The sequence below is a fragment of the Hydrogenophaga sp. GW456-12-10-14-TSB4 genome, from assembly GCF_059424305.1.
Map to the genome: position 1 here is coordinate 54,780 of NZ_JBWKZH010000014.1, position 23,029 is coordinate 77,808.

21 protein-coding genes are annotated in these 23,029 nt (G+C 67.2%); 10 read left to right on the top strand and 11 right to left on the bottom strand.

Going from position 1 to position 23,029, the window contains the following annotated elements; translation table 11 throughout:
* A complete protein-coding gene (locus AC07ZS_RS09660) occupies positions 1-1,515 on the top strand; it encodes a tripartite tricarboxylate transporter permease (RefSeq protein ID WP_494798380.1) in 1,515 nt (504 codons plus the stop codon).
* 9 nt (positions 1,516-1,524) lie between these two features.
* On the top strand, positions 1,525-2,400 hold the full coding sequence (locus AC07ZS_RS09665) for an isocitrate lyase/PEP mutase family protein (protein ID WP_494798381.1): 876 nt from the start codon (positions 1,525-1,527) through the stop codon (positions 2,398-2,400).
* Here the strand turns inward: AC07ZS_RS09665 and AC07ZS_RS09670 are convergent.
* Complete coding sequence (locus tag AC07ZS_RS09670) at positions 2,376-2,621, bottom strand: cysteine-rich CWC family protein (protein WP_494798382.1); 246 nt, start codon at positions 2,619-2,621, stop codon at positions 2,376-2,378. The genes AC07ZS_RS09665 and AC07ZS_RS09670 overlap by 25 nt on opposite strands.
* Positions 2,622-2,682: 61 nt before the next feature.
* Between AC07ZS_RS09670 and AC07ZS_RS09675 the strand changes: the two genes are divergently transcribed.
* The gene (locus AC07ZS_RS09675) at positions 2,683-3,498 is read left to right on the top strand and encodes a crotonase/enoyl-CoA hydratase family protein (protein ID WP_494798383.1); all 816 of its coding nucleotides are present in this window, start codon (positions 2,683-2,685) and stop codon (positions 3,496-3,498) included.
* Here AC07ZS_RS09675 and AC07ZS_RS09680 read toward each other — a convergent pair.
* Both AC07ZS_RS09680 and AC07ZS_RS09685 read right to left on the bottom strand, forming a co-directional pair.
* The gene (locus AC07ZS_RS09680) at positions 3,485-4,567 is read right to left on the bottom strand and encodes an acyltransferase family protein (RefSeq protein WP_494798384.1); all 1,083 of its coding nucleotides are present in this window, start codon (positions 4,565-4,567) and stop codon (positions 3,485-3,487) included. The two genes, AC07ZS_RS09675 and AC07ZS_RS09680, sit on opposite strands and share 14 nt — an antisense overlap.
* A 14-nt stretch (positions 4,568-4,581) precedes the next feature.
* Positions 4,582-6,168: a gamma-glutamyltransferase family protein gene (locus tag AC07ZS_RS09685; RefSeq protein WP_494798385.1), complete on the bottom strand. Its 1,587-nt coding sequence runs from the start codon at positions 6,166-6,168 to the stop codon at positions 4,582-4,584.
* 105 nt (positions 6,169-6,273) lie between these two features.
* On the opposite strand from AC07ZS_RS09685, the gene AC07ZS_RS09690 reads away from it, so the two are divergent.
* Positions 6,274-7,023: an SGNH/GDSL hydrolase family protein gene (locus AC07ZS_RS09690; protein WP_494798386.1), complete on the top strand. Its 750-nt coding sequence runs from the start codon at positions 6,274-6,276 to the stop codon at positions 7,021-7,023.
* A 15-nt stretch (positions 7,024-7,038) separates the two neighbouring features.
* On the opposite strand, the gene AC07ZS_RS09695 is transcribed toward AC07ZS_RS09690, so the two are convergent.
* Complete coding sequence (locus tag AC07ZS_RS09695) at positions 7,039-7,338, bottom strand: hypothetical protein (protein WP_494798387.1); 300 nt, start codon at positions 7,336-7,338, stop codon at positions 7,039-7,041.
* Positions 7,339-7,485: 147 nt separating this feature from the next.
* Between AC07ZS_RS09695 and AC07ZS_RS09700 the strand changes: the two genes are divergently transcribed.
* The gene (locus tag AC07ZS_RS09700) at positions 7,486-11,013 is read left to right on the top strand and encodes a hypothetical protein (RefSeq protein WP_494798388.1); all 3,528 of its coding nucleotides are present in this window, start codon (positions 7,486-7,488) and stop codon (positions 11,011-11,013) included.
* A gap of 6 nt (positions 11,014-11,019) precedes the next feature.
* Here AC07ZS_RS09700 and AC07ZS_RS09705 read toward each other — a convergent pair whose 3' ends face one another.
* Positions 11,020-13,230: a malate synthase G gene (locus AC07ZS_RS09705; protein WP_494798389.1), complete on the bottom strand. Its 2,211-nt coding sequence runs from the start codon at positions 13,228-13,230 to the stop codon at positions 11,020-11,022.
* 405 nt (positions 13,231-13,635) lie between these two features.
* Here AC07ZS_RS09705 and AC07ZS_RS09710 point away from each other — a divergent pair, with 405 nt between their 5' ends.
* Positions 13,636-14,682: a porin gene (locus AC07ZS_RS09710; protein WP_494798390.1), complete on the top strand. Its 1,047-nt coding sequence runs from the start codon at positions 13,636-13,638 to the stop codon at positions 14,680-14,682.
* An 89-nt stretch (positions 14,683-14,771) separates the two neighbouring features.
* On the opposite strand, the gene AC07ZS_RS09715 is transcribed toward AC07ZS_RS09710, so the two are convergent.
* Entirely contained in the window at positions 14,772-15,518 is a 747-nt protein-coding gene (locus AC07ZS_RS09715; protein ID WP_494798391.1) for an IclR family transcriptional regulator, read from the bottom strand.
* Between the two features lie 100 nt (positions 15,519-15,618).
* Between AC07ZS_RS09715 and AC07ZS_RS09720 the strand changes: the two genes are divergently transcribed.
* The 4 genes from AC07ZS_RS09720 (at position 15,619) to AC07ZS_RS09735 (ending at position 19,345) form a co-directional block, all read left to right on the top strand.
* A complete protein-coding gene (locus AC07ZS_RS09720; RefSeq protein ID WP_494798392.1) occupies positions 15,619-16,542 on the top strand; it encodes a hydroxymethylglutaryl-CoA lyase in 924 nt (307 codons plus the stop codon).
* 17 nt (positions 16,543-16,559) lie between these two features.
* Positions 16,560-17,774, top strand: a complete 1,215-nt coding sequence (locus AC07ZS_RS09725) for a CaiB/BaiF CoA transferase family protein (RefSeq protein ID WP_494798393.1) — start codon at positions 16,560-16,562, stop codon at positions 17,772-17,774.
* A gap of 63 nt (positions 17,775-17,837) precedes the next feature.
* Positions 17,838-18,764, top strand: coding sequence for a LysR family transcriptional regulator (locus tag AC07ZS_RS09730; protein WP_494798394.1), 927 nt, complete (start codon positions 17,838-17,840; stop codon positions 18,762-18,764).
* 14 nt (positions 18,765-18,778) lie between these two features.
* Positions 18,779-19,345, top strand: a complete 567-nt coding sequence (locus tag AC07ZS_RS09735) for an NADPH-dependent FMN reductase (RefSeq protein WP_494798395.1) — start codon at positions 18,779-18,781, stop codon at positions 19,343-19,345.
* A gap of 16 nt (positions 19,346-19,361) precedes the next feature.
* Here AC07ZS_RS09735 and AC07ZS_RS09740 read toward each other — a convergent pair whose 3' ends face one another.
* The 5 genes from AC07ZS_RS09740 to AC07ZS_RS09760 form a co-directional block, all read right to left on the bottom strand.
* The gene (locus AC07ZS_RS09740; protein WP_494798396.1) at positions 19,362-19,814 is read right to left on the bottom strand and encodes an SRPBCC family protein; all 453 of its coding nucleotides are present in this window, start codon (positions 19,812-19,814) and stop codon (positions 19,362-19,364) included.
* A 91-nt stretch (positions 19,815-19,905) separates the two neighbouring features.
* Positions 19,906-20,481: a hypothetical protein gene (locus tag AC07ZS_RS09745; RefSeq protein WP_494798397.1), complete on the bottom strand. Its 576-nt coding sequence runs from the start codon at positions 20,479-20,481 to the stop codon at positions 19,906-19,908.
* 53 nt (positions 20,482-20,534) lie between these two features.
* On the bottom strand, positions 20,535-21,053 hold the full coding sequence (locus AC07ZS_RS09750; RefSeq protein WP_494798398.1) for a hypothetical protein: 519 nt from the start codon (positions 21,051-21,053) through the stop codon (positions 20,535-20,537).
* Positions 21,054-21,088: 35 nt separating this feature from the next.
* Complete coding sequence (locus tag AC07ZS_RS09755) at positions 21,089-21,748, bottom strand: Vgb family protein (RefSeq protein ID WP_494798399.1); 660 nt, start codon at positions 21,746-21,748, stop codon at positions 21,089-21,091.
* A 48-nt stretch (positions 21,749-21,796) separates the two neighbouring features.
* Positions 21,797-23,017, bottom strand: coding sequence for a helix-turn-helix domain-containing protein (locus AC07ZS_RS09760; RefSeq protein WP_494798400.1), 1,221 nt, complete (start codon positions 23,015-23,017; stop codon positions 21,797-21,799).
* Positions 23,018-23,029 lie beyond the last annotated feature (12 nt).

Here is a 23,029-nt window from a genome sequence, read left to right on the forward strand (position 1 = left end):
ATGGAAACGCTGCGGCACCTGCTCGACGGTTTCGGCGTCGCCTTCAGCCCGGTCAACCTGCTGATCGCCGCGATCGGCTCCTTCATCGGCACCGTGGTCGGCCTGCTGCCGGGCCTGGGTCCCATCAACGGCGTGGCCATCCTCATGCCGCTGGCCTTCGCCATGAAGCTGCCGCCCGAGGCCTCGCTGATCCTGCTCGCGGCGGTCTACATCGGCTGCGAGTACGGTGGGCGCATTTCCTCCATCCTGCTCAACGTGCCAGGCGACGCGGGCGCGATCATGACCGCGCTCGACGGCTATCCCATGGCGCGCAAGGGCCAGGCGGGTGTGGCGCTGTCGATCTCGGCCTGGAGTTCCTTTGTGGGTTCGCTGGTGGCCACCGTGGGCATCGTGCTGTTCGCACCGCTGCTGGCCGAATGGGCGCTGTCCTTCGGCCCGGCCGAGTACTTCGCCCTCATGTGCTTCGCGTTCGCCTGCATCGCAGGCCTGATGGGGGACGCGCCCGTGAAGGCCGGCCTCGCCGCGCTGATCGGCCTGTCCATGTCCTGCGTGGGCCTGGACTCCAACTCGGGCGTCTACCGGTTCACGGGCGGCGACGTTCACCTGTCCGACGGCATCCAGTTCGTGGTGGTCGTGATCGGTGTGTTCTCCATCAGCGAGATCCTGCTGATGCTGCAGGAGCACCACAGCAGCGCGGGCCTGGTGACGCAGACGGGCCGCATGATGTTCAACCTGCGCGAGATGGCCCACACCTGGTGGAGCACGCTGCGCGCCAGCGTGGTGGGCTTCGGGGTCGGCGTGCTGCCCGGCGCGGGCGCCACGGTGGCGAGCGCCATGACCTACGCCATGGAAAAGCGCCTGATCGACAAGGAAGGCACCTTTGGCACGGGCGACATCCGGGGCGTGGCCGTGCCCGAGGCGGCGAACAACTCGGCCGCTACCGGCTCCTTCGTGCCCATGCTCACGCTGGGCGTGCCGGGGTCGGGCACCACGGCGGTGATGATGGGCGCGCTCGCGCTGTACAACATCACACCGGGCCCGGCGCTGTTCAGCCAGCAGCCCGACCTGGTGTGGGGCCTGATCGCCTCGATGTTCCTGGCCAACATCATCCTGCTGGTGCTCAACATCCCGATGGTGGGCCTGTTCACCGAGATCCTCAACGTGCCCAACTGGGCGCTGGTGCCCGGCATCCTCGCGGTGTCCAGCGTCGGGGTGTACGCGGTGCATGCGACCACCTTCGACCTGCTGCTGATGGTGGCGCTGGGCGTTGCGGCCTACCTGCTGCGCAAGCAGGGTGTGCCCATGGCGCCGCTGATTCTGGGTTTCGTGCTTGGCCCGTTGATGGAGCAGAACCTGCGCCGTGCGCTGTCGATCAGCAACGGTGATGTCCACATCCTCGTGGGCAGCCCGATCGCGATCGGCCTGTGGACCACGGCCGCGCTCACGCTGATCGTGCCTTTCGCCCTGCGGTGGAAGGCGGGGCGGTCCGGCGCGATGGCCACGACCACGCCATAGATCTTCCCCATGTCGCACAGGAAGACCCTTCGCGCCTTGGCGCTCCAACGCCGAGGGGTGATCGTTCCCGGCGCTTTCAACGCGCTGTCGGCGCGCATCGTCGAGCAACTGGCGTTTCCCGCCGTGTACCTCACGGGCGCGGGCCTGAGCAACATGTCGCTCGGCCTGCCCGACCTGGGTTTCATCGGTCTCGCCGAGGTGGCCGAGCACACCACGCGCATCCGCGACGCGGTGGATTTGCCGCTGATCGTGGACGCCGACACGGGCTTCGGCAACGCCTTGAATGTGCGGCACACGGTGCGTGTGCTCGAACGCGCGGGCGCCGACGCGATCCAGATCGAAGACCAGGTGGCGCCCAAGCGTTGCGGCCATTTCGTGGGCAAGGCGGTGATCGCGATCGACGAGGCGGTGGGCAAGATCCAGGCGGCTGTCGACGCGCGCCGGGATGCGGACCTGATGATCGTGGCGCGCACCGATGCGGCCGCTTCGCTGGGCTTCGATGCCGCCGTCGAGCGCGCGCAGCGCTTCGCGGAGGCCGGTGCCGACCTTCTGTTCGTGGAGGCCCTGACCCGCAGCGAGGACATGCAGCGCCTGCCCACCTTGCTCGACAAGCCCCTGCTCATGAACATGGTCATCGGTGGCAAGACCCCGCTGGTTCCGGCGCCGCAATTGGCCGCGTGGGGCTACAGCTTTGTGCTGTACGCGAACGCCGCGCTGCAGGGCGCCAGCCGGGGCATGCAACGGGCCCTGCTCGCGCTGCGCGAAAACGGTGGCTTGAACGAAGACCCGGCGCTGGTGACGCCTTTCGAGGAGCGGCAGCGCCTGGTGGACAAGGCCGGCTGGGATGCGCTGGAAGCCCGTTATGCGGGAGGCGTCTCCCGCTGAGCCTGGCGCAGGGCCTCGGCCACGCAGGCCGCGCAGATGCAGGCCTGCCCGCGCGCGGCGTCGGGGATGCGCTTGAAGAGTTCGGGGCTGAAGGTCGCGCCCACGCACCAGCAGGGCGGCTGGGCTTCACCGGTCTCGCGTTCGATTTCCATGGCGCAGCGGTTGTCGCCGCCGCAGAGCGGGCAGCGGCCCGGGTCGGGCAGATCGTGGGGCTGGGACATCGGCGCAGTGTATGACGCCTCAGCGACATGCGCAGCGCCCGGGCTCACTACCATGAACCGCATGAACGACGACGCCCTCACCCCTCCTTCCGAAGGCCGCATCCACACCGAAGTGCAAGGCCCCGTGCTGCAGATCGCGATCGACCGCGCGGCCAAGCGCAATGGGTTCACACCTGCCATGCTGCAGGCGCTGGCCGAGGCCTACACCCGGCTCGACGACGACCCCGCTCTGCGCGTGGGCGTGTTGTGCGCGGTCGGCGACCACTTCACCGCCGGCCTGGACCTGCCCAGCTTCGCGCCGCTGATGCAGCGCGGCGAACGCGCCATCGCCGAGGGCCTGGTGGACCCGCTCAACCTGGGCCGCCCGGGCCTGCGGCGGCGCACCAAGCCGATGGTGGTGGCGGTCAAGGGCATCACCTACACGCTGGGCATCGAGCTCATGCTGGCGGCCGACATCGTGGTGGCGGCCGACGACTGCCGCTTCTCGCAGCTGGAGGTGCAGCGCGGCATCATGGCCACGGGCGGTGCCACGCTGCGCATGGCCGAGCGCGCCGGCCTGGGCAACGCCTTGCTGCACCTGCTGACCGCCGACGTGTTCGACAGCGCCGAAGCGTTGCGGCTGCACTTCGTGCAGCGCGTGGTGCCCGCCGGCAGCGAGCTCGACGAGGCCTTGCGCATCGCGCAGGCGATCGCCCAGCAGGCGCCGCTGGCGGTGGTGGCCACGCGGCTCAACGCGCTCAAGGCGGTGGAAGAAGGGCCGATGGCGGCAGCCGACGGGTTCGAGGCCACGCAGCAGCGCCTGGCCAACAGCGAAGACGCGCGCGAGGGCGTGCACTCCTTTCAGGCCAAGCGCGCCGCGCGATTCACCGGGCGCTGAGCGTCGTCCCGGCCAGCGCCGGCTCGCGCCGGCGACCGATGCGGCCCAGCGGCTGTTCCACCCCGTGATGGAACAGCGCACCGGCCACGTTGCAGGCCAGCCAGGCCAGCAGCACGCCGACGGTCTGCACGGTCTCGTCGGCGCTGCCATAGCGCGTGAACAGCGCATTGACCACCAGCGCGATGGGGAAGTTGAGCAGGAACACCGAGTACGAGATGCGGCTCAGGTAGGCCACCACGCGGCTGCGCGGCCAGGTGAAGAGCCAGCCCTGGCGCTGCGAACAGGCCAGCGCCAGGCACACGGCCAGCGCCAGCGCGATGCGCTCGCGAAAGTCGATCGCCAGGGCCAGCAGCGTCAGCGCGACCAGGGCGCCCAGCAGCCAGCGGCCGCTGCGCCAGGCGTCGTCGCTGTGGGTGGCCCACCAGGTGAGCGCACCCAGGCCGTAGGCGCCGAAGAAGTACAGCGCCCAGCTGTCCCAGTCGCTGTCGCGGTTGAAGTGCAGCAGCGAGGCCGCCACCACGACCACCACCAGCGCCTGCGCCCAGGCGCCCACCGCCGACCGGCGGCGCGCAAGCCACAACAGGCCCAGCAGCAGCGCGTAGAGCTGGAAGTCGATCGCCACGTACCAGACGCCGGCGGAGAGCGAGTCCACGTCCAGCAGGGTGTGCAGCAGCAGCGCGTGCGAGATGAACTGCCACAGCCCGGGCGGCGCGGAAATCGAGTCATGTGCCATCCACAGGCGCGCCAGCTCGGTGCACAGCATGGCCACCAGCAGCGAGGCGATGTAGGGCAGGGCGGTGCGCACGTAACGCTGGCCGAGCTGGCCCAGGGGCGAGGGCGCGCGCAGCACGCCGCCGGGCGCCAGGCTGCGCGCCGCGAGAAAGCCCGCGACCACCAGGAAAACCTGCACCGCCATGCGCGCGTCCTGGCTGAACCAGGTCACGAGTTCGGGCGCCAGCCGGTGCGTCCAGTCCGACATCGGGCCATAGAACGCGAGGTGGTGCAGCACGATCAGCTGCGAACCCACGGCCTTGAGCAGGTCGATGAACATCAGGCGACCGGTGTCCATGCTGTCAGCGGCCTTCATAGCGCCGCCACGCCGCCGTCGCTGCGCGGATCGGCCGCGCCCTCGATCACGCCGTCGGGGTGGCGCACCAGGGCGCCTGCGTGGCCCATGGTGTCGCTGAAAGCCTCGGGCAGTTCCTCGATCACGTGGCCGGCGTTGCGCAGGGCCTGCACCAGCGCCGGGTCGAACCGGTTCTCCAGCTTGAGGGTGGTGCTTTTGTCGCCCCAGGTGCGGCCCAGCAGCCAGCGCGGTGCGCTCACTGCCTGCTGCAGCGGCTGGCCAAAGCGCGCGTAGCGCGTGAACACGGCGGCCTGGGTCTGCGGCTGGCCTTCGCCGCCCATGGTGCCGTAGGGCATCACGCGGCCGTCGTCGAACACCGCCAGCGAGGGGTTGAGCGTGTGGAAGGGCTGCCGTCCCGGTTCCAGGTGGTTGAGCGCTTGCGGGTCGAGCGAGAAGCTGGTGCCCCGGTTCTGCCAGCAGATGCCGGTGTCCTGCAGCACCGTGCCCGAGCCGAACTCCCAGTACACGCTCTGGATGAAGCTGACCGAGCGGCCCTGGGCGTCGATCGCGCCCATCCAGATGGTGTCGCCGGGCGCGGCCGGGTCGGGCCAGGGCAGGGCCCGGTGCGGGTCGATCTGCGCGGCCAGCGTGTCCAGGGCCGCGGCCTCCAGCAGGCCTTGGGGGTCGGTGGGCACGCGCCCGGGGTCGGTCACGACGCGATCGCGCACGCGGAAGGCCCGTTTGGTGGCTTCGACCAGGCCGTGCAGGTGCTCGAAACCCTCGCCTTCGTTCACGCCCAGGCGATCGAACAGGCCGAGGATCATCAGGGCCGACAGGCCTTGCGTGGGGGGCGGCAGGTTGTAGACGGTGCTGTCTTTCAAACGCACCGCGAGCGGCTTCACCCGCCGGGCCCGGTAGGCCGCGAGGTCGCTGGTGCGCAGCGGGCTGCCCAGGCGCTCGAGCTCGGCGCCGATGCGCTGGCCCAGTTCACCCCGATAGAAGTCGTCCAGGCCACTTTCGGCCAGCGTGGCCAGGGTCCGGCTCAAGGCGGGTTGCCGCAGCAGGTGGCCGGGCTCGGGCGCCTGGCCGTTCACGAGGTAGATCGGGGCGAAGCCCGGGGCGTCCTTCAGGCCGTCGAGCTTCTGCCGCGTCAGGGCGGCCTGGCTGGTGGTCACCACCACGCCGTCGCGCGCGTGGCGGATGCCGTCGGCCAGCAGGCGCGGCAGCGGCAGGGCCGGGCCCCAGCCCGCCGCCACGCTCAAGGCCTCGGCCCAGCCGCTGACGGTGCCGGCCACGGTGAGCGCGGCGGTCGCGCCGCGCGAGGGGATCTCCTGCAGGCCGGCGTAGAAGCCGCGCGTGGCCAGCGCGGCGGCGGGGCCGCTGGCGTCGATGGCCACCACCGGTTGGCCGGGTTCGTGAATCAACCAGAAGCCGTCGCCGCCGATGGCGTTCATGTGGGGGTAGACCACGGCAATGGCCGCCGCCGCGGCCACCATGGCCTCGACCGCGTTGCCACCGTCGCGCAGGACGTCGCGCCCGGCCTGCGCTGCAAGGTGATGGGGAGCGACCACCATGCCGCCCATGGCCTTGAGGGTGTGGATCATCGAAAGAGCTCTCTGCGTGTGGGGAAAGGGGGCGTAACCCTCTATTGTCGCGGTGTTCCTGGGGCCTGGCCCCGACCGGCGGCGCAAAGGCATAGACTGGGCCGCATGAGCTCCCCGTCCTGGCCCGTGGTGCCCGCCCTCCTGGCTGTCGTCCTGGTGGTGGTGCTCGCCACGTCGGGCTGCGCGGTCTGGCGCATCGGTCAGGCCCGGGACCTGGCCCAGCGCAGCGAGCCGCTGCAGCACGCGCCGGCGGACGCGACGCGGCGCCTGCTCATCGTGGGCGACAGCACCGGCGTGGGCACCGGCGCCAGCGCCCCCCAGGCCAGCCTGGCCGGCTTGCTGGCCCGGGCCTACCCCCGACTGCGGATCGACAACCGCGCGCGCGACGGCGCCACCTTCGCCGACGTGATCGGCCAGCTCGAAGCGGTGACGGAACGCCACGACCTGGTGCTGGTGCAGGCCGGCGGCAACGACGTGATCCGGTTGCGATCGATGGACCGCGTGCGGGCCGACATCGACCGCGTCGCCGCCCTCGCGCAGGCGCGCGCTGACCGCGTGCTGCTCATGCCGGCGGGCAACGTGGGCAACGCGCCGTTCTTCTTTCCGCCGGTGTCCTGGCTCATGAGCGCCCGCGCCCGCTCGATGCACGGCTTCGTGCGCGAGGCCGCCGCGCGGCACCAGGCGGTGTATGTGAACCTCTTCAAGGAGCGGGAGGACGACCCGTTCGCCCGGCAGCCCGGGCTCCACGCCGCCGACGGCCTGCACCCCAGCGACGCCGGCTACCGCGTGTGGTTCGACGAACTCATGGCGCAGGGCCGGCTCGCGCCCGTGCTGGCGCCCGCGAAGGCGCCGTAGCGCCCGCTTCCCCGGTCAGTCGGCGGGTGCGAAGTGCGCCACCAGGGCCTCGCCCCAGGCCCAGGGACCGGTGAGCGTCAGCGTTACCGTGGTCCATTCACCCGCCACCTGCACCTGCTCGTCTGCATCCCAGGCGGCGCCTTCATCGAGCGGGCCGCGCGCGCCGGGCGCATGCGCCTCGGCCCAATCCAGCACCGCCTGCACCTCGGCCCGCACGGCGGGCACCAGCGAGGCTCGCACGCTGGCCATGGCGTCCCAGGTACCGGTGCCGTCGGCGTTGTCGGTGGGATCGAAGAGCAGGTAGTGGAGCGACATGGGTCGATTGTGATGCTGCACTGCACCAGCTTCCCGCAAAGCGGCGACTGAGGCGGCGGAATGGCTGCTTGGTGCCTTTCCCTCGTGGGGTGAGACTCAGCGTGGAACCTATCGATTGTGTGGAGACATTTCAATTAGAGACAAGACATGAACGTACAAGCCGCAAGCAGCAGCCCCGAGGGGTTGTATCTCCTTTCGCGCACAGGAAAGCCGCAGCCCTCGGTGGATCAGAAAATTCTGAGCAACGAGTTTCCGTTTGGAGTGCGGGCGCTTTTCAACACGTTCAACGCCTGCTTCATGGCGGGCACCAGCAAAGAATTCAACGAGACGGCGCTCTCCAGCGAGATCACTTCCGAGGTCAAGTTCGGCATGGACTTCGCGGTCGTTCCGTTTCCGATCTTGAACTTTTTGGGACTGCTGAAGGAATGGGAAAACGCCGTCGGCCGGGACGGGGAAATCCAGGCGAACGGGGGCTTGATGGCCAGCCTGGAGCGCGATTGCCTTGAACTGGACGCCCAGCTGGCATCGTGGCCGGAGAACGATCCGGGGAGGCTGGATCGTCAGAAGGAGATCGACGGGAAAAGAGCGGTTTGCCTGCAGCTGACCGCTCGAAACAACGCGCTTCGCGCGCTCGCCCCGCCGACCGAGGGCCGTGCGGCGACCGTGGGAAGCGGCGTCACCCCGGTGATCGTGGCGGTGAACAATGGCGTGACCGCGGTGTTGAAGCGCAACGCCAATGCTGCCATCGATATCACGAAAGCCGCCGATGCAACCGCCGGTCATGAACTCTCGGACGTGGCCACGTCAACGGTCACCGGGCTGGCCATCGGGCTGGTCAACAGCGCCTGTCACCTCATTCGGGCTTTTCCGGAAGTGCATCGTGCGATGGCGCAACTGGACGGCTTGAAGGCCGCAGAGCACCGACTGGCCCAGGCCGTCGAGGTCAGCCTTCAGAGCAGCGGCTCGAGCGAGGTTCTGGACAATGTGGTGGCGTCCATGGTTCCGCTGATCGGGAACACGAGAAGCCAGGCCAGGATCATCGCCGTGGATGCGTTTTTCCGGACGGTCCAGGGCGCTTCAGGGCTGGCGCTGAAATCTGCGGGCATTGCGGCGGCTGTGCTGGGGCCTTCGGCGCCTTTCGCGGCTGGCGTCGCGATTGCGGGCTTGGCCATGGGCGCTGGGTGGCTCACCTGGCAGGCGGCGCGCCTCTGGCGGGCTCAAACCTTGAAGGTGGCGGCCGCCAAGATCGAGAACCAGCTCAAGAACGACGTTGCCATTGCCAAGAAATCCCTGGCAACCAACGCGGAGCATCCTCATATCTCTGCCACGATGGCACCTTGGTTGAAGCTGATTGAAGGGTGTCGTGCGGAGGCACCGCAAGGTCCGTTGACGTCCTTTTTGCGCGACGCCGGCATCAGCGAGTCCGTCATTGGCGCGTGCCTGTCCAAGGAAAAAGCGGCGCTCGACTTGGTGGTCCCCTTGTTTTCGGCCTTCAAGGAGTCGCTGTTGACCGCGACGCCGGAGGTCACTCGGGAACGCATTGACGCGCTGAAGAAGTGCAAAGACCCGCGCGACGTGTTGAATGGCTTCATTCTGGAAGTGGAAAACCCGGATTGTCCGGTCAACCCGCAGCGGAACAAGACGCTGAAACCCGTGGGCCTGACCAATCAGGGCAATACCTTGACGTTGGAGGAGGTTCAGCGCCACCTGTCTGAGTTCAAGTCGGGCAGACCGGTCGATCTGAAGAGCAACGAGGGATATGCCGCCCAGCTGTTGACGCAGTACTTTGTTGATGCGAAAGACAAGCCCGGGGACGCACGGAAGCTGGAAAAGACGTTGCTCACGCGGGTGAAACTGTTCATCGATCTGTCCCAGAACAGCGATGAACGGGCGATCGCCTGCCTGAGGGGCCGATACCCGGGCATTTGGGGCGGTTCGAAATTCGGGCATCAGGTCGTTCGGGAAACGGCTGAGGCCTACCTGCGATCGAAATACGACGGTCCGGGTTTTGAAGAAAAACTGGGCGTGCTGGCGTGTCTGGCGAAAAAGAAGGCGCTCGTCAGGTCGTCGGGTCCTTTTGAATGGGGCAAGACCTGGAAGGTCTGGCAACCCACCGAGGCCGCCACCGAAATGGCGAAGTGGCTGGCCAACTCCCAGCATGTGCCCAGCGCCGAGCTGGTGAGGCAGGTGTTTCAGAAACACCATGGCGTGCCTGAGAGCGAACACGATGGGGCGGTCAGCTTCTTGACGAAGCATGTGGTCGGCCAGGACTGGACCGGGTACGAACTGGGCGCCGCATTGAATGCGCTTAAGAAAGGCGATGTGAAGTCGCTGTTTGACAGCAGGGCGCTAGGGGAGGAGAAGAACACGGTGGCTGTGGAACACGCCCTCCGGCTTCAGAGAGGCTTGGCGCCCAGCGCAACAGATCTTTTGGACCCCATCCAGGCATTGAAGTCGCTCCATGCCGAGCACCCGCGGGTGGCCCAAGCCGTGTTGGATGCCCTGATGGGCAAGCGCTTCGACGTGCCTGTCCTGTCCGATGACGTGGCCGGGCAGGTCAGGGCGATCCGCGACGCCTACGGGGATCATTTTCTCGAAGGGGAGACGAAGGGGAGCGCGGTGTTCTTCATCCCGCGCAAGCCGGGGCCCGAGGACAGCAAGGTGTTGGAGAAGCTGGTGGAGGTTGCCCGCAAGGACGCACGCAGCTATGAAAATTGGCCCTCGGCGCTGATCAGCTCTTCCACGTTGCCTCTTTTGGAAGCGGTGAACAAGAAGGCCAACCCCTCGATCATCAGAAGGTTTTTTGGCAAGCTGCTCTCGTTCATTCCCTTGATTTCTCGGTTGCCCTTTGCAAAGAACTTCTTGAAGAGATTGGAAACCGAATCCAATGCCGTCAAGGCGTTGGCAGACCAGTTGCAGAGGAATCTCGACAGCGCACGAAAGAGCGTCCCGGCGAGCTTTTCGCCGCTCTGGACGCCCGAATACTACGTCGGCACCAAGGAGGAGGTTGAGCATGCCGTGCGGGCGCAGCGCCTGAGCGCCATTTTTCCGGCCGAGGTGTACGACAAGGACGATAAGACGAAGTGCCAGGACATCGACGACACCCTGGACATGCTGTATGCCTGGAGCCGCAAGACCCCCGGGGGGAGAAAGCTGCTGCGTGTCATTGCCCAGGGCGGGTCCATCCAGTCCAAGGTCGCCATGCATTGGTTGTTTGACCGACAGAGCATGTTGTCTGGTGTGCAACAGACGGAGATTCGCCGAATCGCTGAGTCGATGCCCCAAATGGCACGCTCTTCAAAGCCCTTTCTGAAGAGGTTGACTGAAAGGCACTCGGTGTGGCGCACCCAACTGAAAGACGGTATCGCGCGCTATACGATGGCCGAATTCGATGCGGCCATGAAACCAAAATCAGCCAGCAGCCATGTGCCGCAGGAAGACATGAACCAACAGGTAAAAACCATGCGACTCGTTGCTTCGACAGGATCCCTGGCGACGACCAATTTTTCCGGGAGCGAAGAGCCTGATATGCATGATCGCTCGGACCTGCTTGTGCCGCTGTCGGTGTCGCTTTTGCCGCTCAAGGAGCGAAAGCTCAAAATGCCCCAGGTTGACAAGACAGTTCCGGTGGACGAGGACCTCTTGCAGGTCCCCGTGCCGCTGGCGCTGGAATAAAGGCGCTCAGCCCGCCTTCACCTTCAGTCGCCAGGCGTGCAGCAGCGGCTCGGTGTAGCCACTGGGCTGTTCCTTGCCCTTGAACACCAGGTCCAGCGCGGCGAGGTAGGCCTTGCTGGTCTTGAAGTTGCCGGCCATGTTCTTGTAGAGCGGGTCGCCGGCGTTCTGCTTGTCCACCACGGCAGCCATGCGCTCGAAGGTGTCGCGCACCTGCTTCTCGCTCACAACCCCATGCAGCAGCCAGTTGGCGATGTGTTGGCTGGAGATGCGCAGCGTGGCGCGGTCTTCCATCAGGCCCACGTTGTGGATGTCGGGCACCTTGGAGCAGCCCACGCCCTGGTCGACCCAGCGCACCACATAGCCCAGGATGCCCTGCACGTTGTTGTCCAGCTCCTGCTGCTTCTCGGCCGCGCTCCAGTTCGGGTTGCTGCTCACCGGCACCGTCAGCAGGCCGGTCAACAGGTTGTCGCGCTCGGCGTTGGCGTCGATCTTCTCCAGCTCCTTCTGCACGTCGGACACCAGCACCTGGTGGTAGTGCAGCGCGTGCAGCGTGGCGCCGGTGGGGCTGGGCACCCAGGCGGTGTTGGCGCCCGCCTTGGGGTGGCCGATCTTCTGTTTGAGCATCTCGGCCATCAGGTCCGGCATGGCCCACATGCCCTTGCCGATCTGTGCCTTGCCGCGCAGGCCGCACGACAGGCCCACGATCACGTTGTTCTTCTCGTAGCTCTGGATCCAGGCACTGGCTTTCATGTCGCCCTTGCGCACCATGGGGCCGGCCCGCATGGCGGTGTGCATCTCGTCGCCCGTGCGGTCCAGGAAGCCGGTGTTGATGAAGGCCACGCGGCTCGCGGCGGCCGCGATGCAGGCCTTGAGGTTGATGGAGGTGCGGCGCTCCTCGTCCATGATGCCGAGCTTGACCGTGCTGTCCTTCAGGCCCAGCACCTTTTCGACGCGGCCGAACAGCTCAGCGGCAAACGCGACTTCGCGCGGGCCGTGCATCTTTGGCTTGACGATGTAGACCGAACCCTTGCGCGAGTTGCGGATGGCGTCCTTCTTGCTGCGCTTGAGGTCGTGCATCGCGATGGTGGTGGTCACCATCGCGTCCAGGATGCCTTCGGGGATCTCCTTGTCGTCCGCTCCCCAGAGGATGGCGGGGTTGGTCATCAGGTGACCCACGTTGCGCACGAACATGAGCGAGCGGCCGTGCAGGCGCACGCCGTTCTTCTTGCCGTTGGGTGCGGTGTACTCGCGGTCGCCGTTGAGACCGCGCGTGAAGGTCTTGCCCGCCTTGCTGACGGACTCGGTGAGCGTGCCCTGCAGGATGCCCAGCCAGTTGCGGTAGGCCAGCACCTTGTCCTCGGCGTCCACCGCGGCGACGGAATCTTCCAGGTCCAGGATGGTCGAGAGCGCGGCTTCCACCACCAGATCGCTCACGCCAGCGGCGTCGCCCTTGCCGATGGGCGTGCTGCGGTCGATCTGGATCTCCAGGTGCAGGCCGTTGTGGGCCAGCAGCACGGCACTGGGGTTTTTGGCCTCACCCTGGTAACCCACGAACTGCGACTTGTCGGCCAGCTTGCTGGTGCCGCCGTCGGCCAGCGCCACCACCAGCTCGCCGTCCTTGTTGACGCGGTAGCCGGTCGAGCCCACGTGCGAGCCCTTCTTCAGCGGCGCGGTGCGGTCCAGCACGTGGCGCGCGTACTCGATGACCTTGGCGCCGCGCTTGGGGTTGTAGCCGCCCTTGGGGCCGACCTTGCCGCAGCCCTTGTCGTCCGAAATCACGTCGGTGCCGTACAGCGCGTCGTACAGCGAACCCCAGCGCGCGTTGGCGGCGTTGAGCGCGTAGCGCGCGTTCAGGATCGGCACCACCAGCTGTGGGCCGGCCTGCACGGCCAGCTCGTCGTCCACGTTCCTGGTCGTGGCTTTCACGCTCTTGGGTTGCGGCACCAGGTAGCCGATGGTTTCCAGGAACTTGCGGTAGCCCGCCATGTCGCGGATCGGGCCCGGGTTGGCCGCGTGCCAGGTGTCCAGTTCGGTTTGCAGGCGATCGCGCTCGCCCAGCAGGGCGGCGTTCTTGGGTGCCAGGTCCGCCACGATGCCGTCGAAGCCCTGCCAGAAGTCCACTTCGCTCACACCGGTGCCGGGCAGCACCTGCTGGTTGATGAAGTTGAACAGTTCGGTGGCGACCTTCAGGCCGTGGATGGGGGTGCGTGCTGTCATGAGGGTGCTCCGTGAGGGCGACAAACAAGGGGAGGCCCGCGCTGGCGCAGGCGTAGACGAACTGTATTCCATACCCAGTTCAACATTAATTCTGTTTTTTGTCACTGATCAGTGACCTCGCTGCAGGTAATGGTGCTGACTCGCCGGGCTCGTGGCGTGCAAATACCTTCATTGCGCCTTGGTACGGGCAGTGCTTTGTTCTCTATTTGTGTCTTTTGAGTTCATCTGTTTGTCATTTCATTCCTTGCATGTAGTTCTTAGAGATTAATTTCATAGATTCCACCTTCTTCGAGGTTCGTTGCGCAAAGCGGTTTGCGTCTCGAAAAAGGTTGCCGCCGGAAGCTCTCAATGCATTCGCCGGCGGTGTGTTCGTTGATTCAATCTCCTATCGTAAAAATGACACTCATGAAAAAGACAGCGGTCGCCCTGGCCGCTTTCGGTGCCCTGGCGGGCGCCGCCCACGCGCAATCCAACGTCACGCTGTACGGTCTGGTGGACCTGTATGTGGGCAAAAGCACCACCAAAGCTACTTTCGGTAGCACCACGCTCAAGGTGAATCCTGGCATGAGCTTGATCAGCGGTGGTCTGAACGGCAGTCGTTGGGGCGTGCGCGGGTCAGAAGACCTGGGTGGCGGCCTGAAGACGACCTTTCAGCTGGAATCCGGCTTCGATGCCAGCAACGGCGTCGGCAACGCAGGTTTCAACCGCACCAGCAAGGTGGGTCTGACCGGCGGCTTTGGCTCCTTTGAAATGGGCCGTCAATACACGCAGATGTTCCTGCTGATGGACGGCTTCGATGCGCAAGGCACGTCCAGCTTCTCTGCCACCAACGCCATCTTCGGTCCACCCGTCTTGGCGGCCGCTGGCGGGCTGTCCCCGGCGGTTCGCCGAGACAACATGCTGCAGTACACGACGCCCAACATGGGGGGCTTCACCGGGGTGGTGCAATATGCCTTTGGCGAGAACGGCGCGCCGGGCATCTCGTCGGGCCATGCGGCGAGCCTGTCGGCGCTGTATGCCGATGGTCCGATCGCCGCGCAAGCCGTGTACGAGGCCGTCAAGGCACCCGGTGCCACGGGCGCCACGGCCAAGTCCACCGGCCTGGGCGTGAGCTACGACTTCACGGCGATCAAGGTGTTGGCCCAGTTCGTCAATCAGAAGGATGGGCTGGCCAACGGCGTCAAGGAAAACGGCTACGTGCTGAGCGTGGCTGTGCCGGTTGGCTCGGCAGGCAGTCTCAACGCGGGCATTGGCACCGAGACAATGAAGGCGGCTGCTACGGGTACTCGCATTGTCAAGACGACCTCCGCCAGCATTGAATACCGCCACGATTTGAGCAAGCGCACGACGGTGTATGCCGGTTTGAACAATGTGAAGTTTGAAATAGCGTCCACACCGCTGTTTACTTCCAAGGACCAGCTCTACGGCGTGGGCCTCCGTCACAAGTTCTGAGCAGGGGTCAGTGCTTGGCCGCAGGGGGCCTGGTGCTGGGGTAGCCCGCCGCAGTCATGCGGCGGGCTTTTTTTATGGCGTTTCTGCGGTCAACCGATGCGCCCACTCAGTTGCCGCGCCGCCGCCAGCACCTTGCCCACGTGGCGTTCATCGAACCGGTGCGCCGGCATCGTGAGGGTGAGGGCGGCCGCGATCGAGCCGTCCGCCTGGAACACCGGTGCCGAGATGCCGGCCACCTCGGCCAGGCGATCGCCCACGGCGGTCATGAAGCCGTCGGCGCGGATGCGCGCCCACACCCGCTTGTCGGTTGGCGTGGGCTTTCGGCTGTCGTCGCCCGCACCGAAGGCGGAGAGCACGCGCCCGCCGGTGCCCTGGTGCAGCGGCAGCACATCGCCTGCTCGGATGTGATCGCGCACCGGGTGCGGTGAGTCCACCCGATAGAGGCACAGACGCGTCTGGTTCGGAGCCTGGCCCTGGCGCACGTGGTAAGCCGCGCTCTCACCGGTGGCCGCCACCAGCTGGCGCAGCACGGGCATGACGACGCGGTCCAGCGAGAAGGTCGCAGCGTAGATGCCATGCAGCCGCGCCACCTCGCCACCCAGGGCGTAGCGCCCATCGTCCAGCCGTTGCAGCAGGTGTGCATGTTCGAGCGAGGCGAGCAGGCGCAGCGCCGTGCTCTTGTGCAGCTGGGTGCGCTCGGCCAGCTCGGCCAGCGACAGCGTGGCATCGCCCGCACGAAATGCCCCCAGCAGCGTGAGCGCGCGGTCCACCGCGGCGGTGCCACCGGTGGCGGCGTTGGCGTCGGCCAATGAGGGGGTCTGCGCTTTGCGGGGCATGGGAAGGGGCTTGGTTGACAGGTCGGAAGTGATCTGCGATTCTTTCAATAGAAAGAATATCGTTCTATCTTACAAAACGCAAGCGGCCTTATAACCTTCCATGCAAAACGCACCCGAAGTTCTCATCAGCGAAGTCGGCCCACGCGACGGCTTGCAGTCTGTGAAGGCGACCATGCCCACGGCCGACAAGCTGCGCTGGATCGACGCGCTCGTGGCCGCCGGCCTGCGCGAGATCGAGGTCGGCTCCTTCGTGCCTGCGAAGCTGCTGCCGCAAATGGCCGACGTCGAGGACGTGGTGCGCCATGCGCTTCGGCATGCAGGCGTCACCGTGATGGCCCTGGTGCCCAACCAGCGCGGCGCCGAGGCCGCGCTGGCGACCGGCGTGCACAAGATCACCCTGCCGGTGTCGGCGAGTGAGGCCCATTCCATGGCCAACGTGCGCAAGACGCGCGAGCAGATGGTGGCGGAACTGCGCGAGGTGCACGCACTGCGCCGCGACACCGCGCCGGGCGCAGCGATGGAGGTGGGCCTGTCCACCGCCTTCGGTTGTACCTTGCAGGGTGTGGTGGACGAGGACGACGTGATCCGTCTCGCCGTGGCCTGCGTGAACGCAGGCGTGGACGAAGTGGGCCTGTCCGACACCACCGGCATGGCCAACCCCGCGCAGGTCCGTCGCCTGTTCACGCGCCTGCGCGCCGAATTGGGCGAGCGCGCGGGTGCGGCTCACATGCACAACACGCGCGGCCTGGGGCTGGCCAACTGCCTCGCCGCCTACGATGTGGGCGTGCGCACCTTCGACGCCTCGCTCGGCGGCCTGGGCGGTTGTCCCTACGCGCCGGGCGCCTCCGGCAACGTGGTCACCGAAGACCTGGTCTTCATGTTCGAGGCCATGGGCGTGCGCACCGGCATCGATCTTTCTCGGCTCATCGCCGCGCGCGATCCTCTGCGGGCCGGCCTGCCCGGCGAACCGGTCTACGGCATGACGCCCGAAGCCGGCCTGCCCAAAGGCTGGCGCGCTGCCTGATCTCCTTCATCGCTCCTATGACCTCCACACCAGAAACACCCTCCCGTCCGCTGCCCTTCGAGGGCATCCGCGTTGTCGAATTCACCCACATGGTCATGGGCCCCACCTGCGGCATGGTGCTGGCCGACCTGGGGGCTGAGGTCATCAAGGTGGAGCCGCCCGCGGGCGACAACACGCGCCGCCTGCTCGGCTCGGGCGCGGGCTTCTACCCGCTGTTCAACCGCAACAAGAAGAGCCTGGTGCTGGACCTGCAGTCGCCCGAAGGCCGCGAAGCGGTGCTCAAGCTCATCGCCACCGCCGACGTGGTCAGCGAGAACTTCAAGCCCGGCACCATGAAGAAGCTGGGGCTGGACCACGCCAGCCTGAAGAAACTCAACCCGCGCCTCATCTACGTGAGCCACAAAGGCTTTCTGCCCGGCCCCTACGACCACCGCACCGCGCTCGACGAGGTGGTGCAGATGATGGGTGGCCTGGCTTACATGACCGGCCGGCCTGGCGACCCATTGCGCGCGGGATCCTCGGTGAACGACATCATGGGCGGCCTGTTCGGCGCCATCGGCGTGATGGCCGCGCTCAGTGCGCGCGAGAAAACCGGCGAGGGTTGCGAGGTGCAGAGCTCGCTGTTCGAGAACAACGTCTTCCTCGTCGCGCAGCACATGATGCAGTTCGCCGTTACCGGCAAACCCGCCGCGCCCATGCCCGACCGCATCTCCTCGTGGGGCATCTACGACGTGTTCCAGGTGAAGGGCGGCGAGCAGATTTTCCTGGCTGTGGTGAGCGACACGCAGTGGGCCATCTTCTGCAACGCTTTCGGCTACGCGGACCTGCAGGCCGACCCGCGCCTGCAAGGCAACAACAGCCGCGTGCGCAACCGGGACTGGCTCATCCCCCTGCTGCGCGAGCGCCTCGCCTTGCAGAGCGCAGCCGATCTGGCCGCGCTGTTCGAGCGCCACGGCCTGCCGTTCGCGCCCATCACCAAGCCCCACGAGCTGCTGGACGACCCCCACCTCTGCGCCACCGGCGGACTGGCGCCCATCACCCTGCCCGACGGTGAGCGCGCGGGCCAGGTTGCGCAGACCGTGTTGCTGCCGCTGGCGATCGACGGCGAGCGCCTGGGCGTGCGCCGCAGCCCTCCTCAACTCGGCGAGCACAGCGCCGAGTTGCTGGCCGAGTTGGGCTACAGCGCCGATGCCGCAGCTCAGCTGAGCCGCACCGTCACAAAAGCCGACTGAAAAGTCATCAATTAATGGCTAATTGCCGTTGATTCATTCCTGTGGGTGGGGTAATCTGCCCGGGTGGACAAACTCAAGCAACTCGAAACTTTCGTGGCGGTCGCCACGCGCGGCAGCCTCACCGCCGCCGCCAAGGCCGAGGGCGTGGCCCCGGCCATCATCGGGCGCCGGCTCGACGCGCTGGAGACCCGTCTTGGCGTGAAGCTCATGGTGCGCACCACGCGGCGCATCACCCTCACCCACGAAGGCAGCGCCTTCCTGGAGGACTGCCAGCGCCTGCTGGTGGACATGGCGAACGCCGAAGCCAGCGTGAGCGCGGGCGGTGTCAAGGCCAGTGGCCACCTGCGCATCACCGCACCGGCCGGTTTCGGCCGCCGTCATGTGGCCCCGCTGGTGCCGCGTTTTCGCGAATTGCACCCTGAGGTCACCATCTCGCTCAACCTGAGCGACCGCGTGGTGGACGTGGCAGGCGAGGCCTACGACTGCGCCGTGCGCGTGGGCGACCTGCCCGACTCATCCCTGGTGAGCGTGCGCCTGGCCGACAACCGCCGCCTGTGCGTGGCCACGCCGCGCTACCTGCAACAGAACGGCCGCCCGCAGGTGCCGACCGACTTGGCGCGCTTCGACTGCCTCACGCTCTCCAGCGACGCCTCGCAGACCCGGGGCTGGGCCTTCAGCGTGCCGGCGCCCGGCGGGCTGGGCGAGGTGGAGATCGCGCACCTGCGCCCCAACGGCCCGCTGGACTGCTCCGACGGCCAGGTGTTGCGCGAGTGGTGTCTGGCCGGCTACGGCATCGCCTGGCGCAGCACCTGGGAGGTGGAGGCCGACATTGCCGCGGGTCGGCTGGAAAGCGTGCTCGACGACTTCGCCGCGCCACCCAACGGCATCTTCGTGCTGTTTCCGCAGCGCAAGCACCTGGCGCTGCGCGTGCGCCTGTGGATCGACTTCCTCAAGCACGAGTACGCTCGCCCCGATTTCTGGAAAACCTGAACCTGCAACCCACCATGACCACCTCCATCCTCGGCATCTCCGGCAGCCTGCGCACGCAGTCCTTCAACACCGCGCTGCTGCGCGCGGCCCAGCCACTGGCCGGTGACGCGGCCCGGCTTGACGCCGCCACGCTGCACGGCATCCCGCTCTACGACGGTGACCTGGAGCAGCGCGAAGGCACGCCGGCGGCGGTGCGCGAGCTCAAGGAGAAGATCCTGGCCAGCGACGGCCTGCTGCTCGTCACGCCCGAATACAACAACGGCGTGCCGGGCGTCTTCAAGAACGCGATCGACTGGCTTTCCCGCCCCACGCCCGGCCTGCCCGATGTGTTCCGTGACCGCCCAGTGGCCGTGATCGGCGCTTCGCCCGGGGGCTTTGGCACCATCATGTCGCAGACCCATTGGCTGCAGGTTCTGCGCACACTGGGCACGTGCCAGTGGCACGGCGGGCGCCTGATGGTCTCGCGCGCGTCGTCCGTGTTTGGCCCCGATGGCGCTTTGCTGGACGACAAGGTGCGCCAGCAGCTGGGCGAATTCGTGCAGGGCTTCGCGGCCTTTGTCGCGGCCGCGAAGAAGCCCTGAACAAGGCGATGCTGGCTCAGCCCGGGATGTCCGGCTCCACCAGGTGGGCCAGCTGGGCCAGCGATTCCTGCCAGCCCAGGTAACACATCTCCAGCGGGATCACGTCGGGAATCCCCTCCTGCACCACGTTCAACTCGGTGCCGCAGGACACGGCCTTGAGCTGCACGTCCACCGTGATCAGGCCGGGGAGGTTGGGGTCGTCGAACCGGTCGGTGTAGCGCAGGCGCTCGTTCGGCACGAGTTCGAGGTACTCGCCGCCGAACGAATGGCCGTTGCCGGTCGAGAAGTTGTGGAACGACATCCTGAACGTGCCGCCCACTTTCGCTTCCAGGTGTTGCACCTTGCAGAGAAAGCCGTAGGGCGGCAGCCAGCGGGCGAGGGCGTCGGCGTCGAGGAAGGCCTTGTAGACCTTTGCCGGTGGCGACTTGAGGACGCGGTGGAGGCGAACAGCACGGGGTGAGGCGCTCATGGCGGAAGTCCTTTCAGATGAAGCGTCGGATGACGCCTGATGACACGACGATCCTGCGTGCGCATTTTCGACCACGGCGCATGTCGGTGATTCACTCGCCGTCGATGTCCATGGGCGGGTTGGCTTGCCCGGCCCCGCGCATCTCCAGCCAGTTCGCCAGGTGGTTCTTCCCGAGTTGCCGGGCCGTTTCAAGGGCGGTCTCGTTCAGGTTGTTGCGCAGCGACCAGTCGATTGACAGGCCGGGAAGGTCGTCCAGCAGCTCGTCGACCACGTTGAACCAACCGCCGGATTCACTGAAATTTCCATCGCTCAGATGGATGGCCATCAGGTGCCACACCGTGTTTTTATCCCAGTTCTGGTGGTTTAGCCCCACCGACGCATCCTCCCCCAGTGTGCTGACCATGGCCGAGAAGGAGAACAGGGCGGCTTTCTGCACCGCGTACATGAGGAGGTTGTCGCTACCCCCGCCGCTGGGTGTGGTGCCGGAGACGAGCTGGTCTTCGAGCATCTGCTCGAACGCCTCGAGCTCGTCTCCTTCGTCGATATCGATCAGGTGTTTTGCGGTTTGCAGGGCTTCTTGAGAGCTTGGCCCGAGTGCGAAAGGCCAGGTGTTGCCGGAGGGATGGATGTTCATCGGTGGTTGTGTTGGCGTGTTCACGGTGAACACGCAGGAAGCAGTGGCGAACGGCGGTACAGAGTTCACGACACGCCCCCAAGCGTTCATGAGGGGGTGACGTTGGCGCTGTACGACTTCAAGACATCGGCGAGATGGTTCTTTTTCAGCCGGGACGCCAGGTCCAACGCGGTTTCGTCCTCATGGTTGCGGATGTCCCAGCTCAGTTTCGCGCCGAAGCCATCGAGGAAATTTCGGAGGGACCACCTCCAGGGAGCCTGGACGCCCGGGGTGAAGTCCTCGTGGGAGCGGTGCCGGGCGATGTGGTGCAGCAGCGTGTCGCCGTTTTTGTCCTGTTGGTTGAATTCCTGCGCCCGGTGTTCGGGAAAGTTCAGCACCAGGTCTTCAAAGGCATGTGATCGGTCGATGCGCACCGCCAGCACGATGAGCGTTTCACCGGTTGCCGTGGCCGTCGTGGCGTCCACCAGTCCCTGCTGCAATAGGCCTTGAAGCTTGAGCGTGTTGCGGTCGCTGCTGCCGAAGATGGCGTTCGATGCCACCTCGGCCAGGTCCTCAGCGAGGTAGGCCAGGCCCCAGGGGAGCGCGCTTGGATCAATGGTGTTCATCCGGGCTCAGTGGCCCGTGGTGCGGCCCGGTTCGGTCACGTGGCTTTGGGTCGCCGCACCGCCCGCACCTTCCCGCTCGGCCCGCCGCCGCAATAGAACAGATCCGCCCCGTCGGATTCGAGCCCGCTCACGCCGATGCCGGCGGGCATGTCGAGGCGTTCGAGCACCGCGCCGCTTCGCGGGTCGATGCGGCGGATGTCGCTTTCGTCGCCTTCCCAGGTGCCGTGCCACAGCTCGCCATCGACCCAGGTAACGCCGGTGACGAAGCGGTTGGATTCGATGGTGCGGCGGATCGCGCCAGTGGCCGGGTCGATCTGGTGGATCTTGCGGTCGCGGTACTGGCCCACCCACAGGCTGCCTTCGGCCCAGGTGAGCCCGGAATCGGCGCCGTCGCCAGGCGCGGGGATGGAGGCGAGCACGTCGCCGGTGGCGGGGTCGATCTTGTCGATGCGCGCTTCCGCGATCTGGTACAGGTGCTTGCCGTCGAAGGCGGTGCCCGCGTCGCCCGCGCGTTTCAGTGTGCGGGTGATGTCGCCGCTGGCGGGGTCGAAGGCGACGATGCCCTCGTCGGTGGCGGCCCACACGTGCCGGCCGTCGTGGGTGACGCCGTGAACGCGTTCGGAGCCGAGGAAGGGGCCGTACTCGCGCACGACTTCGGCGGGCCGTGCGATGGGGTTGATGTGCTGACGGGTCATGGTGAATCTCCTGTGGACAGCGCCGGGTGTCGGCGCTTGAGGGTCACTCTATTCAATCGGCAGCGAAGCAGGGAGTAACAAGATCGTCGCGAATCCGGCCAGCGGCGGCGCCAGCCAGCGCCGTGCACGCGCCTGGCCGATGGCGCGCACGCGGCCGCCGGCCTCCAGCTCGGCGAGCGCGCGCTGCACGGTGCGCTGGCTCGCGCCCAGCGCGAGCGCGAGGGCCGAGGTGGACCAGGCCGCGCCGTCGGCCAGCAGGGCCAGCAGCGAGGCCTGTTCGCCGTCGATGGGCGGCGCCAGCAGCACGAGCGAACGCCCACCGAGCGGCCGCAAGGCGAAGCCGCGCGCGGTGGCGTCGATGCCGGCCAGGGGTTTGACGAGCGCGCGCAGGCGGCCGATCTCGACGCGCAGGCGCGCGCGGTGCGTGTCGTCCGGGCGGCGGGTGCGAAACGCCTCGGCGATCAGGGCTTCGCGCTCCACGTCGCCCGGCCAGGCCTGGGCCAGCGCGCGCGCCAGGGCGAACAGCACAGGCCGGCGCGCCAGCGACCGCCACGCGCCTGCCGTGCCCAGGCCCCGGCGGCAGGCGTCCACCACCAGCGCGTCGGAGGCCAGCAGCGCCGCCACGTCGGCCAGCTGCAGCGCCTGCTCGTTGCCGTTGCCCAGGCGGCGTGCGGCCGGTTGCTCCAGCGCGGCCCGGGCTTGCGCCACTTCGGCCTGCAGGGCGGGCACGCCGGCGTGTGTGGCCGCGTCCCGCGCGCGGGCCAGGGCCGCGCGCCCGGCCTCCACGCGCAGCGAACGCAGCGTGAGTTCGGCCGCGATCAGCTCGGCGACCGCCGCGAGCACGGGCGGCAGGCGGGTGATGTCGATCGCGGCGAGCACGGCCTCGGCCTCGGTCAGGCGACCAAGCAGCAGCAGGCGGCGTGCCGCGATCAGCCGGGCCTGGCGCGCGTTGTTGTGGTCGGCGTGGGCTTCCAGGGTCGCGGCGGCGGTGGCCAGCGGGCGCGTGGAGCCGCCGAGGTCGCGCATGGCCAGCGCCACCTCGGCCTCCGCGACCACGCAGCGGGCGCGCGCCAGGGTTTCGTGCGCACCGAAGCCGCGACCGGCGCGCCGCAGCAGTTCGCGGGCGCGCGGATGTTCCCCGAGCTGGGCCATGGCGATGCCACGCAAGGCCAGGGCGGGCGGGTCGTCGCGCAGGGCCACGCGCTTGAGCGCGCCCAACGCGTCGCCTGCGGCCAGGGCGCGCGCGGCGGCGGTGATGAGGGAGTCCATGCCGACAGGCTA